Here is a 12,884-nt window from a genome sequence, read left to right on the forward strand (position 1 = left end):
AAAAAAATAATTAGTGGGAGTACTTTTTCATGCAAGCGACCAAGCCGACCCATGTCCGCTATTTGATCCTGCTCATGCTGTTCCTGGTGACCACGATCAACTACGCCGACCGGGCCACTATCGCCATCGCGGGCTCCAGCCTGCAAAAAGACCTCGGCATCGACGCGGTTACCCTCGGTTATATCTTTTCCGCATTCGGTTGGGCTTACGTGGCCGGGCAAATTCCCGGTGGCTGGCTGCTGGACCGGTTCGGCTCGAAAAAAGTCTATGCCCTGAGTATCTTCACTTGGTCGCTGTTCACCGTGCTGCAAGGCTATGTCGGCGAGTTTGGTGTCTCCACCGCTATCGTTGCGCTGTTCATGCTGCGCTTCCTGGTGGGGCTGGCCGAAGCACCCTCCTTTCCCGGAAATGCCCGTATTGTTGCGGCGTGGTTTCCTACAGCTGAACGCGGCACTGCGTCGGCGATCTTTAACTCGGCGCAGTATTTCGCCACCGTGTTGTTCGCACCGTTGATGGGTTGGATCGTCTACACCTTCGGCTGGCAACACGTGTTTATCGTGATGGGCGGCATCGGCGTTGTGTTCTCATTGATCTGGCTGAAAGTTATCCACAGCCCACGCCAGCATCCGATGATCAACGAAGCCGAACTCAAGCACATCGCTGAGAACGGTGCGATGGTCGACATGGATCAGGACAAGGCCAAGGGGCAGAAAACCGACGGTCCGAAGTGGGATTACATTCGCCAACTGCTGACCAACCGCATGATGCTCGGCGTGTATCTGGGCCAGTACTGCATCAATGGCATCACTTATTTCTTCCTGACCTGGTTCCCGGTGTACCTGGTGCAAGAGCGCGGCATGACCATTCTCAAGGCGGGTTTCATCGCTTCGCTGCCGGCTATTTGCGGCTTTATTGGGGGGGTATTGGGCGGGATCATTTCCGACTACCTGTTGCGCAGGGGGCACTCGCTGACCTTCGCTCGTAAGGCGCCGATTATTGGTGGTTTGCTGATTTCCAGCAGCATCGTCGCGTGCAACTACGTGGACATTGAGTGGATGGTGGTGGGCTTCATGGCCCTGGCCTTCTTCGGTAAAGGCGTTGGCGCACTCGGTTGGGCGGTGGTGTCCGACACCTCGCCGAAACAAATCGCCGGGCTCAGTGGCGGGTTGTTCAACATGTTTGGCAACCTGGCCTCGATCAGTACGCCAATCGTCATCGGCTACATCATCAGCACCACCGGCTCGTTCAAATGGGCCTTGGTGTTCGTCGGTGCGAACGCACTGGTGGCGGTGTTCAGCTACCTGGTGATCGTCGGCCCGATCAAACGCGTGGTGCTCAAAGAGCCGCCAAGCAAAGGGTCCGAACTGACCAAACTGACCCAAGCGCATTCCTGAGGGGCGATGTAATGCAGTTGATTGAACATGCCGATTCGCCGCGCTCGATTCGTTTGCACGAGCGCGACAACGTAGTAATCGTGGTCAATGACCAGGGTGTACCGGCCGGGACTGAGTTCCCCGACGGCCTGGTGACGGTGGATTTCATCCCCCAGAGCCACAAGGTGACCCTGGAAGATATCCCTGAAGGCGGTCAGATTATTCGCTACGGCCAAACCATCGGTTACGCCCTGGCGCCGATCCCGCGCGGCAGTTGGGTGCAGGAAGATCAACTGCGCATGCCCACCGCGCCACCGCTGGACAGCTTGCCGCTGTCCACCGAGGTACCTGAAACCCAGGCGCCGCTGGAAGGGTTTACGTTCGAAGGCTATCGCAACGCCGACGGTACCGTGGGCACGCGCAATATCCTGGGCATCACCACCACGGTGCAATGCGTCACCGGTGTGCTGGACCACGCGGTCAAGCGCATCAAGGACGAGTTGCTGCCCAAATACCCGAACGTTGATGACGTGGTGGCGCTGACCCACAGCTACGGCTGCGGCGTGGCGATCACCGCAACAGATGCGTATATCCCGATCCGTACGGTTCGCAACCTGGCGCGCAACCCAAACCTGGGTGGCGAAGCCTTGGTGATTAGCCTGGGCTGCGAGAAGTTGCAAGCCGGGCAGGTGATGCACGACAACGACAGCTCCGTCGACCTGAGCGAGCCGTGGTTGTATCGGTTACAGGACTCCAGCCACGGCTTTACCGAGATGATCGAGCAGATCATGGGGCTGGCTGAAACCCGCTTGAAGAAACTCGACCAGCGTCGCCGGGAAACCGTGCCGGCCTCGGAGCTGATCCTGGGTATGCAGTGCGGCGGCAGTGACGCGTTTTCCGGCATCACCGCCAACCCGGCGCTGGGGTATGCCTCGGATTTGCTGTTGCGGGCCGGGGCGACCGTGATGTTTTCCGAGGTCACTGAAGTCCGTGACGCGATTTACCTGCTGACGTCTCGCGCCGAGACCAAGGAAGTTGCCCAGGAGCTTGTCAGGGAAATGGACTGGTACGACCGTTACCTGGCCAAAGGCGAGGCTGATCGTAGCGCCAATACCACGCCGGGCAACAAGAAGGGCGGGTTGTCGAATATTGTCGAGAAGTCCTTGGGCTCTATCGTCAAATCCGGCAGCAGCGCGATCAACGGCGTGCTGGGTCCGGGCGAGCGTTTCAAGCGCAAGGGCCTGATTTTTTGCGCCACGCCGGCCAGCGATTTTGTGTGCGGTACGTTGCAACTGGCAGCGGGCATGAACCTGCATGTGTTCACTACCGGGCGTGGCACGCCTTATGGGCTGGCGATGGCGCCGGTGGTGAAGGTGTCGACACGTACAGAGTTGGCGCAACGTTGGCCGGACCTGATCGATATCGATGCCGGGCGCATTGCCACCGGGCGAGCGACCATCGAGGCGTTGGGTTGGGAGTTGTTCCACTTCTATCTGGATGTGGCCAGCGGCAAGAAACAGACCTGGGCGGAGCGGCATAAGCTGCATAACGACATCACGCTGTTCAACCCGGCACCGATTACCTGAGTGATCGTTCCCACGCTCCGCGTGGGAATGCTCCGCATCCCTCTTACAGCAGACGCGGAGCGTCCAAACAAGCATTCCCACGCAGAGCGTGGGAACGATCGTGGTGAATCTGGCTTATCATTAGCCACCTGACGACGCTCACCAAGGTTCTCCCCGGCATGCTGGCAATTTTCCTCACCACCCTCACCATCACCGCGCCGGTGTTTGCCATGCTGTTCCTCGGTGTGCTGCTCAAGCGCATCAACTGGATCAACGACAACTTTATCCACACCGCTTCGTCCCTGGTGTTCAACGTCACCATGCCGGCGTTGCTGTTCCTGGGCATTCTGCATGCTGATCTGCACTCGGCGCTCAAGCCGGGTTTGCTGATCTATTTTGCCGTCGCTACGTTGCTGAGCTTCGCCCTGGCCTGGGGCTGGGCGATTTTTCGTTGCCCGCGTGAAGACCGAGGCATCTACACCCAAGGCTCATTTCGCGGCAACAATGGAGTGATTGGCCTGGCGTTGGCCGCCAGCATGTACGGCGACTACGGTATCTCCCTCGGCGCAATCCTCGCGGCGCTGGTGATTCTGTTCTACAACACCCTGTCGACCATTGTGCTGGCGGTGTACAGCCCGGTGATCAAGTCCGACCCGTGGAGCATCTTCAAAAGTGTGGTGGCCAACCCGCTGATCATCAGTGTGATTGCGGCCACGCCCTTCGCCGTCTTCCAGATTGGCTTGCCGGGTTGGCTGGAGTCGTCCGGCCAGTATCTGGCGGACATGACCTTGCCGCTGGCGCTGATCTGCATTGGCGGCACCTTGTCGATGGCGGCGTTGCGCAAAAGTGGCAGCATGGCGTTGAGTGCCAGCCTGGTGAAGATGATCGGTTTGCCCGTACTGGCGACGCTGGGCGCCTGGCTGCTGGGTTTCCGGGGCCCGGAACTGGGGATTTTGTTTCTGTATTTCGGCGCGCCGACCGCTGCGGCGAGTTTCGTGATGGCCAGGGCGGCCGAAGGCAATCATGAACTGGCGGCAGCGATTATCGTGATCACTACCCTGATGGCGGCGGTGACCACGAATGTCGGAATCTTCGTGCTGCAGGCAGGCGGCTGGATCTAGCCTTCTTTCTGATAGGTATCAATCACTTCCTGAGCCGCACGGAACGCATCAATCGCCGCCGGCACGCCCGCGTACACCGCGCAGTGCAGCAGTGCTTCGCGAATCTCCTCCACGGTGCAGCCATTGTTCAACGCGCCGCGCACATGGCCCTTGAGTTCCTGCGGGCATTTGAGGGCGGTGAGCGCGGCGAGGGTGATCAGGCTGCGCGTCTTCAGCGGCAGGCCTTCGCGGTTCCACACGCCGCCCCAGGCATGTTCGTTGACGAAATCCTGCAACGGTTGGGTGAACTCGGTGGCATTGCCCAGAGCGCGGTCGACGAACACATCGCCCATCACCTGGCGACGCATCTCAACACCGGTTTTCTTCTGATCGGTCATTGCGATTCCCTCTTGTGTTGGCGGCGCCAGGCTCGTAGCGACGTGAACAGCAGCAAAACCACTAGCGCTGGCAGGACGTAATACAGCATCAATTGCTCGAGCTTGTTGGCCAGGGGCATGCCGGTGGTGAAGGCCATCACGTGCAGGCCGTACGCCAGGTACAGCCCCAGCATGACCAAGCCTTCGGCGCGTGTGATGCGGTAGCCGGTATAGAACACCGGTAGGCACAACACGACCGCCCCGAGCATCACCGGCAGGTCGAAGACCAGCGCGTTGGGCGACACCGACAGTGGCGAGGGCGCTACCAAAGCGGTAAACCCCAGCACCCCCAGCAGGTTGAACACGTTGCTGCCGATTACGTTGCCCACGGCAATTTCCCGCTCGCCGCGCAGGGCGGCAATCAGCGAGGTGGCGAGACAGGGCAGCGAGGTGCCCACACCAATCAGTGTCAGGCCGATAATGCGCTCCGACAGACCCCAATCGCTCGCCACATCCACCGCCGCACCCAGCAGCAAATGCCCGGCTAGCACCAGCACCAATAACCCACCGAGCATCAGCAGTACGCTGCTCAGCCAAGGTGCCTTGGCCACGGTGTCCAGCGTTCGCGGGCGGCGGGAGTGGCGGGTCTGGTAGTGCAGCAGGGCGAGGTAGGCCAACAACGCTGCGAGCAACACAAGCCCGTCGAACGGCGTCAGCTCCTCATTGGCCGCTAAGGTAAACAAGAGGAGGCTGGCGAGGATCATCACCGGGATGTCCAGGCGTACCAGTTGTCGCGACACCCGCAACGGAATGATCAGCGCGGACAGGCCCAAGGTGACGAGGATGTTGAAGATGTTGCTGCCGATCACGCTGCCCACGGCGATATCAGTATTGCCGGCGAGGGTGGCTTGCAGGCTGACAGTCATCTGCGGAGCGCTGCTGCCGAAGGCAACGATGCTCAAACCGATGATCAAGGGCCGTACCTTGAGGCTGGCCGCCAGGCGCACGGCGGCGCGCACCAGGATTTCGGCGCCGACGATCAGCAGTGCCAGGCCGCCGATCAGTTCGATCAGGCTCCAGGGCGAGAGGGCGGTTAATCCGAAAATGGTCAGGCTCCCTCGTCAGTTGCTCATGGCTTGCACACGAACCCGCGCGGTGCCGCTGCTCAGCATACCCAGCTGCTCGGCGGCCTTGCGTGAAAGGTCGATCAGGCGCCCACGGGTATGTGGGCCGCGATCATTGATGCGCACCACGACGGATTTGTTGTTGTCGAGATTGGTGACCTTGACCTGGGTGCCGAAGGGCAGACGCCGATGGGCGGCGGTCAGGGCGTTCTGGTTGAAGGGTTCACCACTGGCGGTTTTCTTGCCATGGTGCTTGGCGCCGTAATAGGACGCGGTGCCGGTTTCGTCATAGCCGTTGGGGTCGATGAGGCCGCTGGCGCAACCGGCCAACAGGGAGAACAGGGCCAGGAGGCCGAGTAGACGCTTCATGCAATGGTCCCCGAAAAGTCCCTGTAGGAGCCGGCAAGCTGGCTCCTACAGGGATGTGTGCAGCTTGTCAGCCTTCGAGCTTGCTTTTCAGCAGTTCGTTCACTTGCTGCGGGTTGGCTTTGCCTTTGGAGGCCTTCATCGCCTGGCCGACAAAGAAGCCGAACATCTTGCCGCGCTTGGCTTCGTCTGCCGCGCGGTATTGCTCGACCTGTTCAGCGTTGGCCGCCAGCATCTCATCAAGTACGGCCGAAATCGCGCCGCTGTCGGTGACTTGCTTGAGGCCGCGCTTTTCGATGATTTCGTCTGCGCTGCCTTCACCGCCGGCCATGGCTTCAAACACGGTCTTGGCGATTTTGCCGGAGATGGTGTTGTCCTTGATGCGCAGCAGCATGCCGCCCAATTGCTCGGCCGACACCGGTGCCTCGTCGATTTCCAGGCCCTGCTTATTCAACAGGCTGCCCAGTTCAACCATCACCCAGTTGGCCGCCAGTTTGGCGTCGCCGGCGATGCTCAGCACTTTTTCGAAGTAGTTAGCTTGTTCACGGCTGGAGGCCAACACGCTGGCATCGTAGACCGACAGGCCGAACTCTTCCTGGAAACGCTCGCGCTTTTGCTGCGGCAATTCCGGCAATGTGGCGCGCACGTCATTGAGGAACGAATCCTCGATGACCACCGGCAACAGGTCCGGGTCGGGGAAGTAACGGTAGTCGTTGGCTTCCTCCTTGCTGCGCATGGCGCGGGTTTCGTCTTTGTTCGGGTCGTACAGGCGGGTTTGCTGGATGACCTTGCCGCCGTCTTCGATCAGTTCGATCTGGCGACGCACTTCGCTGTTGATCGCTTTTTCGATGAAACGGAACGAGTTGACGTTCTTGATCTCGCAGCGAGTGCCGAATTCGACCTGGCCTTTTGGACGAATCGATACGTTGCAGTCGCAACGCAGCGAGCCTTCGGCCATGTTGCCGTCGCAGATACCCAGGTAGCGCACCAGCGCGTGGATCGTCTTGACGTAAGCCACGGCTTCCTTGGCGCTGCGCATATCCGGTTCGGAAACGATTTCCAGCAACGGTGTGCCGGCACGGTTCAGGTCGATACCGGTAGCGCCCGGGAATTCTTCGTGCAGGCTTTTGCCGGCGTCTTCTTCCAGGTGCGCACGGGTCACGCCGACGCGCTTGATCGTGCCGTCTTCCAACGGGATGTCCAGGTAGCCCTTGCCGACGATCGGCAACTCCATCTGGCTGATCTGGTAGCCCTTGGGCAGGTCCGGGTAGAAGTAGTTTTTGCGCGCAAACACGTTGTGCTGGCCGATCTCGGCATCAATCGCCAAGCCGAACATCACCGCCATGCGCACGGCTTCCTGGTTCAGCACCGGCAGTACGCCGGGCATGCCCAGGTCTACCAGGCTGGCCTGGGTGTTCGGCTCGGAACCGAACGTGGTGGCGCTACCGGAGAAAATCTTCGATTGGGTGGCGAGCTGGGTATGAATCTCCAGCCCGATCACAACTTCCCATTGCATAGTGTTCTCCTCAGAAGCCGGTAGGGGTGCGAGTGTGCCAGTCGGTGTTCAACTGGTACTGGTGCGCCACATTGAGCAGGCGGCCTTCCTGGAAATACGGAGCGAGCAATTGCACGCCCACCGGCAGGCCATCGACGAAACCTGCGGGCATGGACAAGCCCGGCAGCCCCGCGAGGTTGGCGGTGATGGTGTACAGGTCTTCCAGATACTCGGCGATTGGGTCGCCGGTCTTGGCGCCGATTTTCCAGGCCGGGTTCGGCGTGGTTGGACCAAGGATCACGTCGACTTCATTAAAGGCAGCCATGAAGTCGTTCTTGATCAGGCGACGGATCTTTTGCGCCTTGAGGTAGTACGCATCGTAGTAACCGGCCGACAGGGCGTAGGCTCCGACCATGATTCGGCGCTGTACTTCCACACCGAAGCCTTCGCCACGGGAGCGTTTGTAGAGGTCGGTCAGGTCTTTCGGGTTTTCGCAGCGATAGCCGAAACGCACGCCGTCGAAACGCGACAGGTTGGAGGACGCCTCTGCCGGTGCAATCACGTAATAGGCAGGAATCGCGTGCTGGTTGTTCGGCAGGCTGATTTCCTTGATCACCGCGCCGAGCTTTTCCAGCTCCTTGATGCTGTTATGCACCAATTCTGCGATACGCGGGTCGAGGCCGGCGCTGAAATACTCTTTCGGCACGCCGATGCGCAGGCCTTTGATCGAGGTATTGAGGCTGGCGCTGTAGTCCGGAACCGGCTCATCGATGCTGGTGGAGTCTTTAGTATCGAAGCCTGCCATGCCTTGTAACAATATTGCGCAGTCTTCAGCAGTGCGCGCCAAAGGGCCGCCCTGATCAAGGCTGGAGGCATAGGCGATCATGCCCCAGCGGGAAACTCGACCGTAGGTCGGCTTCAAACCGGTGAGGTTGGTGAAGGCCGCAGGCTGGCGGATCGAGCCGCCGGTGTCAGTGGCCGTGGCCGCCGGCAGGAAACGCGCGGCAACGGCTGCAGCCGAACCGCCGGACGAGCCGCCGGGCACGTGCTCCAGGTTCCACGGGTTTTTCACCGCACCGTAGTAGCTCGATTCGTTGGCCGAACCCATGGCGAATTCGTCCATGTTGGTCTTGCCCAGGGTCACGGCCCCGGCGGCAGCCAGCTTGGACACCACGGTGGCGTCGTAGGGTGCTTTGAAGTTGTCGAGCATCCTGGAGCCGCAACTGGTGCGAATGCCCTGGGTGCAGAACAGGTCTTTGTGGGCGATCGGTGCGCCCAGCAGTGCGCCATTCTCACCGTTGGCGCGACGTACGTCGGCGGCCTTGGCCTGGCTCAGGGCCAGCTCTTCGGTGAGGCTGATGAAGCTGTTGACCTGTGGGTCCAGCGCGGCAATGCGCGCCAGCAGGGTCTGGGTCAGCTCTTCGGAGGAAAACTTTTTGTCGGCGAGACCGCGGGCGATCTCGGCCAGAGTCATGTGATGCATGAAAGGCTCTTTCCCTTTAGTCGATGACTTTCGGAACCAGGTACAGGCCGTTTTCGACCGCTGGTGCGATGGACTGGTAGGCCTCGCGATTATCGCGCTCGGTCACGACGTCAGCGCGCAGGCGCTGGCTGGCTTCCAACGGGTGAGCCAAGGGCTCGATGCCGTCGGTATTCACGGCCTGCATTTGGTCAACCAGCCCGAGAATGCTGTTCAGGGCTGCGGTGGTCTGTGGAAGATCGGCGTCATTCAGGCCAAGCGAGGCCAGATGCGCGATTTTTTCCACGTCGGAGCGTTCAAGCGCCATGGGATTCTCCAGTGGAAAACAGAACGGAGGGCGTCCGTGTGTTAGATTGTCGGAACACTACCGCATTTCTACGGTCATAAGGCCGCGATTGTGGGGGTTGGTGCACAGAAAGTCGGCCAATTTAGCACATTGGCGCCTTGCCCAAAATCCCTGTCGTTGTTAGAGTTTGCCGCACTTTTTTACCCACGCGTTGCCTAGGGTCCTTTCCCCATGTTCAAGAAACTGCGTGGCATGTTTTCCAGCGATCTTTCCATTGACCTGGGCACTGCCAACACCCTTATTTACGTGCGCGAGCGCGGTATCGTTCTGAATGAGCCATCGGTTGTGGCCATTCGGACCCATGGTAATCAGAAAAGTGTCGTTGCCGTCGGCACCGAGGCCAAGCGCATGCTCGGCCGTACACCAGGCAATATTGCTGCCATTCGTCCGATGAAAGACGGCGTGATCGCCGACTTCAGTGTCTGCGAGAAGATGCTGCAGTACTTCATCAACAAGGTTCACGAAAACAGTTTCCTGCAGCCCAGCCCCCGTGTGCTGATCTGCGTTCCATGCAAGTCCACCCAGGTGGAGCGTCGTGCCATCCGTGAATCGGCCCTTGGCGCCGGTGCCCGTGAAGTGTTCCTGATCGAAGAGCCAATGGCTGCTGCGATCGGTGCCGGCCTGCCGGTTGAAGAAGCGCGCGGTTCGATGGTGGTGGATATCGGTGGGGGTACCACTGAAATCGCCCTGATCTCCCTGAATGGTGTGGTGTATGCCGAATCCGTACGTGTGGGCGGCGACCGCTTCGACGAAGCGATCATCACCTATGTGCGTCGTAACTACGGCAGCCTGATCGGTGAATCCACCGCCGAGCGCATCAAGCAGGAAATCGGCACTGCCTATCCGGGCGGCGAAGTTCGCGAAGTTGATGTTCGCGGCCGCAACCTGGCCGAAGGCGTTCCACGTGCCTTCACCCTGAACTCCAACGAAGTGCTGGAAGCTCTGCAAGAGTCCCTGGCCACCATCGTTCAGGCGGTGAAGAGCGCCCTGGAGCAATCGCCGCCGGAACTGGCTTCCGACATCGCCGAGCGTGGTCTGGTACTGACCGGTGGTGGCGCCTTGCTGCGTGACCTCGACAAGTTGCTGGCCCAGGAAACCGGCTTGCCGGTGATCGTTGCCGAAGACCCGCTGACTTGCGTCGCCCGGGGCGGTGGTCGTGCACTGGAAATGATGGATAAACACACCATGGACCTGCTCTCCAGCGAATAAGATCGCTTGGTCGGTACATGCTTCGTCGGCAGGCAGCACTTTGCAGTGCTGCCTGTTGGCGTTTATCTTCTTCAATCTGCATCCAGGCCGGTTAGATGCCGTATGAATAAAGAGAACATTTGCCCGGGAGGAGCGGCTTATTAAACCGCTTTTCGCCAAAGGCCCCTCATTGGGCGTGCGCTTATTGGTGCTGGTCGTGCTATCGGTCGCGCTGATGGTGGTCGATGCCCGTTTTGCACTGCTCAAGCCCGTGCGCAGCCAGATGTCGCTGGTATTGATGCAGACCTACTGGATCACCGACCTGCCGCAACGTCTGTATCAGGGTGTGGCCAGCCAATTCGGCAGCCGCACTGAGCTGGTCGCCGAGAACGAAAAACTCAAGACTGAAAACCTGCTGTTGCAGGGGCGCATGCAAAAGCTCGCGGCCCTCACCGAGCAGAACGTTCGGCTGCGTGAGTTGCTCAATTCTTCGGCACTGGTCAACGAGAAGGTCGAAGTGGCCGAGTTGATCGGCATGGACCCCAACCCCTTTACCCATCGCATCATCATCAACAAGGGTGAGCGCGACGGTGTGGTCCTCGGCCAGCCGGTACTCGATGCCCGTGGCCTGATGGGCCAGGTGGTCGAGCTAATGCCTTACACCTCGCGAGTATTGTTGCTGACGGACACGACTCACAGCATTCCGGTGCAGGTCAACCGCAACGGCTTGCGCGCCATTGCCAGCGGCACCGGCAACCCGGAGCGTCTGGAGCTGCGTCATGTGGCCGACACTGCCGACATCAAGGAAGGCGACCTGCTGGTCAGTTCCGGCCTGGGGCAGCGGTTCCCAGCCGGTTACCCGGTAGCGACGGTGAAAGAGGTGATCCATGACTCTGGTCAGCCGTTCGCCATCGTTCGCGCCGTGCCGACCGCGGCCCTGAACCGTAGTCGTTACCTGCTGCTGGTGTTCAGTGACAACCGCACGCCGGAAGAACGCGCTAACGAAGCCGCTCAAGCCCAGGAAGCGGAAGACAAGAAGAACGGCACAGCGCCGATTGTTCCTGCGACAGTGCCGAAGCCGGCATTCGTTGGGCCACCTGCACCTGCTGCGGCGCCGGCAGCACCGGTGGCAACGCCGGTCAAGCCTGCTGCCCGTAGCGTGCACCCGGTTAAGCCGGCGGCCGTCAAACCACCTGCGTCGACGCCCGCAGCCACAACTCCGGCGGTTAAGCCGCCAGCGGCTGTCACTCCGGCAACCCGGCCAGCGGCCGCCGCGCCTGCAACTACACGGCAGAGGGAGGAATAATGGCCGGTACTCATTCGCGCAATGGTTGGATCGTCTGGCTGACCTTCGCCATCGGCTTGCTGCTCAGCGTTTCGCCATTGCCGCAATTCATGGAAATCCTGCGACCGCTGTGGCTGGCGTTGCTGCTCGCGTTCTGGTCATTGAACCTGCCACATAAGGTGGGCATGGTTACCGCGATGTTTCTGGGCTTGGCGGAAGATGTGCTCTATGGCACCTTGCTGGGCCAGAACGCGTTGATCCTGACCCTGATTACGTTCCTGGTGCTGTCGTTGCAACAGCGTTTGCGCATGTTCCCGATGTGGCAGCAGTGCCTGGTTATCCTGGTGATCTTCGGCCTGGCGCAGTTGGTGCAACTCTGGCTCAGCGCCTTGACGGGTAATCGCCAACCAACCTTGGCGTTGGTGTTGCCGGCCCTGGTCAGTGCGTTGCTGTGGCCATGGGTCAGTTTCGGTCTGCGTGGGTTACGTCGTCGCTATAAAATAAATTGAATGGATTGCGAGGCTCTGCCTGGTTATCGAACCCTACAGGGAGAGTCTGGAATGAATTCGCTTTATCTGGCCTCGGGCTCCCCAAGGCGGCGTGAACTGCTGACCCAGATCGGTGTGCCCTTCACCGTGGTCAGCGCCGCAATTGATGAAACTCCTCTTACAAACGAATCTGCCGTTGCCTACGTCGAGCGTCTCGCTCGCAGTAAGGCAGCGGCGGGTTTCGCTACGCTTGAAGACGTCTCGGGCGCCTGTGTGCTGGGTGCTGACACTGCCGTCATCGTTGATGGACAGATCCTCGGCAAGCCCCTGGACCAAGCCGATGCCCTGGCGATGTTGCGGGCCTTGGCGGGGCGTGAGCATGAGGTTCTCACCGCCATTGCCGTGACAGATGGGCTGCGCTGCGAAACTCGATGTGTAAGCAGCCGTGTACGTTTTCGCGGTATTTCTGTCGAGGAGGCTACAACCTACTGGCACAGTGGCGAACCTCAGGACAAGGCGGGCGGCTATGCTATCCAGGGGCTGGGGTCGGTGTTTGTCGCCGGGCTCAATGGCAGCTATTCCGCCGTGGTAGGCCTGCCGGTGTGTGAAACCGCGCAACTGCTCGACCAATTCGGCATACCCTGCTGGCAAAACCTTACCGCGCGCTGAGCGCCTTACTTGCGCGCCAAGCCTTAAG

At 60.2% G+C, this 12,884-nt stretch carries 13 protein-coding genes; 7 read left to right on the top strand and 6 right to left on the bottom strand.

Features of this window, described 5'->3' with window-relative positions; translation table 11 throughout:
• Positions 1 to 29 precede the first annotated feature (29 nt).
• The 3 genes from BFL40_RS22290 (at position 30) to BFL40_RS22300 (ending at position 4,059) form a co-directional block, all read left to right on the top strand.
• Positions 30 to 1,394, top strand: a complete 1,365-nt coding sequence (locus BFL40_RS22290; protein WP_071485954.1) for an MFS transporter — start codon at positions 30 to 32, stop codon at positions 1,392 to 1,394.
• An 11-nt stretch (positions 1,395 to 1,405) separates the two neighbouring features.
• Positions 1,406 to 2,959: a galactarate dehydratase gene (garD, locus tag BFL40_RS22295; RefSeq protein WP_071485955.1), complete on the top strand. Its 1,554-nt coding sequence runs from the start codon at positions 1,406 to 1,408 to the stop codon at positions 2,957 to 2,959.
• Between the two features lie 158 nt (positions 2,960 to 3,117).
• A complete protein-coding gene (locus BFL40_RS22300) occupies positions 3,118 to 4,059 on the top strand; it encodes an AEC family transporter (protein ID WP_071485956.1) in 942 nt (313 codons plus the stop codon).
• Here BFL40_RS22300 and BFL40_RS22305 read toward each other — a convergent pair.
• The 6 genes from BFL40_RS22305 to gatC form a co-directional block, all read right to left on the bottom strand.
• Positions 4,056 to 4,436: a carboxymuconolactone decarboxylase family protein gene (locus BFL40_RS22305; RefSeq protein ID WP_071485957.1), complete on the bottom strand. Its 381-nt coding sequence runs from the start codon at positions 4,434 to 4,436 to the stop codon at positions 4,056 to 4,058. The genes BFL40_RS22300 and BFL40_RS22305 overlap by 4 nt on opposite strands.
• The gene (locus BFL40_RS22310; RefSeq protein WP_074851677.1) at positions 4,433 to 5,479 is read right to left on the bottom strand and encodes a calcium/sodium antiporter; all 1,047 of its coding nucleotides are present in this window, start codon (positions 5,477 to 5,479) and stop codon (positions 4,433 to 4,435) included. Before BFL40_RS22310 ends, BFL40_RS22305 begins: the two co-directional genes overlap by 4 nt.
• A 57-nt stretch (positions 5,480 to 5,536) precedes the next feature.
• A complete protein-coding gene (locus BFL40_RS22315) occupies positions 5,537 to 5,908 on the bottom strand; it encodes a septal ring lytic transglycosylase RlpA family protein (protein ID WP_071485959.1) in 372 nt (123 codons plus the stop codon).
• Positions 5,909 to 5,975: 67 nt separating this feature from the next.
• Positions 5,976 to 7,421, bottom strand: a complete 1,446-nt coding sequence (gatB, locus tag BFL40_RS22320) for an Asp-tRNA(Asn)/Glu-tRNA(Gln) amidotransferase subunit GatB (RefSeq protein WP_071485960.1) — start codon at positions 7,419 to 7,421, stop codon at positions 5,976 to 5,978.
• Between the two features lie 10 nt (positions 7,422 to 7,431).
• Positions 7,432 to 8,883 (bottom strand): Asp-tRNA(Asn)/Glu-tRNA(Gln) amidotransferase subunit GatA, encoded by a 1,452-nt coding sequence (gene gatA, locus BFL40_RS22325; protein WP_071485961.1) that lies wholly within the window; start codon positions 8,881 to 8,883, stop codon positions 7,432 to 7,434.
• A gap of 16 nt (positions 8,884 to 8,899) precedes the next feature.
• Positions 8,900 to 9,187 carry an Asp-tRNA(Asn)/Glu-tRNA(Gln) amidotransferase subunit GatC gene (gene gatC, locus BFL40_RS22330; RefSeq protein ID WP_057006884.1) on the bottom strand — a complete coding sequence of 96 codons (288 nt, stop codon included), beginning with the start codon at positions 9,185 to 9,187 and terminating at the stop codon, positions 8,900 to 8,902.
• Between the two features lie 210 nt (positions 9,188 to 9,397).
• Here gatC and mreB point away from each other — a divergent pair, with 210 nt between their 5' ends.
• The 4 genes from mreB (at position 9,398) to BFL40_RS22350 (ending at position 12,856) form a co-directional block, all read left to right on the top strand.
• Entirely contained in the window at positions 9,398 to 10,435 is a 1,038-nt protein-coding gene (gene mreB, locus BFL40_RS22335) for a rod shape-determining protein MreB (protein WP_002555108.1), read from the top strand.
• A 139-nt stretch (positions 10,436 to 10,574) separates the two neighbouring features.
• Positions 10,575 to 11,720: a rod shape-determining protein MreC gene (gene mreC, locus BFL40_RS22340; RefSeq protein ID WP_074851679.1), complete on the top strand. Its 1,146-nt coding sequence runs from the start codon at positions 10,575 to 10,577 to the stop codon at positions 11,718 to 11,720.
• Positions 11,720 to 12,208 (top strand): rod shape-determining protein MreD, encoded by a 489-nt coding sequence (gene mreD / locus BFL40_RS22345; protein ID WP_071485963.1) that lies wholly within the window; start codon positions 11,720 to 11,722, stop codon positions 12,206 to 12,208. The genes mreC and mreD overlap by 1 nt, the downstream gene beginning before the upstream one ends.
• A gap of 51 nt (positions 12,209 to 12,259) precedes the next feature.
• A complete protein-coding gene (locus tag BFL40_RS22350) occupies positions 12,260 to 12,856 on the top strand; it encodes a Maf family protein (protein ID WP_071485964.1) in 597 nt (198 codons plus the stop codon).
• Positions 12,857 to 12,884: the final 28 nt, after the last annotated feature.

The sequence above is a fragment of the Pseudomonas costantinii genome, from assembly GCF_001870435.1.
GTDB classification, from domain to species: Bacteria; Pseudomonadota; Gammaproteobacteria; order Pseudomonadales; family Pseudomonadaceae; genus Aquipseudomonas; species Aquipseudomonas costantinii.

Coding starts and splice junctions, on each gene's coding strand:
- BFL40_RS22300 (WP_071485956.1), top strand. CDS start 3,118: ATGCTGGCAATTTTCCTCACCACCCTCACCATCACCGCGCCGGTGTTT.
- gatC (WP_057006884.1), bottom strand. CDS start 9,187: ATGGCGCTTGAACGCTCCGACGTGGAAAAAATCGCGCATCTGGCCTCG.
- BFL40_RS22290 (WP_071485954.1), top strand. CDS start 30: ATGCAAGCGACCAAGCCGACCCATGTCCGCTATTTGATCCTGCTCATG.
- garD (WP_071485955.1), top strand. CDS start 1,406: ATGCAGTTGATTGAACATGCCGATTCGCCGCGCTCGATTCGTTTGCAC.
- BFL40_RS22350 (WP_071485964.1), top strand. CDS start 12,260: ATGAATTCGCTTTATCTGGCCTCGGGCTCCCCAAGGCGGCGTGAACTG.
- BFL40_RS22315 (WP_071485959.1), bottom strand. CDS start 5,908: ATGAAGCGTCTACTCGGCCTCCTGGCCCTGTTCTCCCTGTTGGCCGGT.
- gatB (WP_071485960.1), bottom strand. CDS start 7,421: ATGCAATGGGAAGTTGTGATCGGGCTGGAGATTCATACCCAGCTCGCC.
- BFL40_RS22305 (WP_071485957.1), bottom strand. CDS start 4,436: ATGACCGATCAGAAGAAAACCGGTGTTGAGATGCGTCGCCAGGTGATG.
- mreB (WP_002555108.1), top strand. CDS start 9,398: ATGTTCAAGAAACTGCGTGGCATGTTTTCCAGCGATCTTTCCATTGAC.
- mreD (WP_071485963.1), top strand. CDS start 11,720: ATGGCCGGTACTCATTCGCGCAATGGTTGGATCGTCTGGCTGACCTTC.
- gatA (WP_071485961.1), bottom strand. CDS start 8,883: ATGCATCACATGACTCTGGCCGAGATCGCCCGCGGTCTCGCCGACAAA.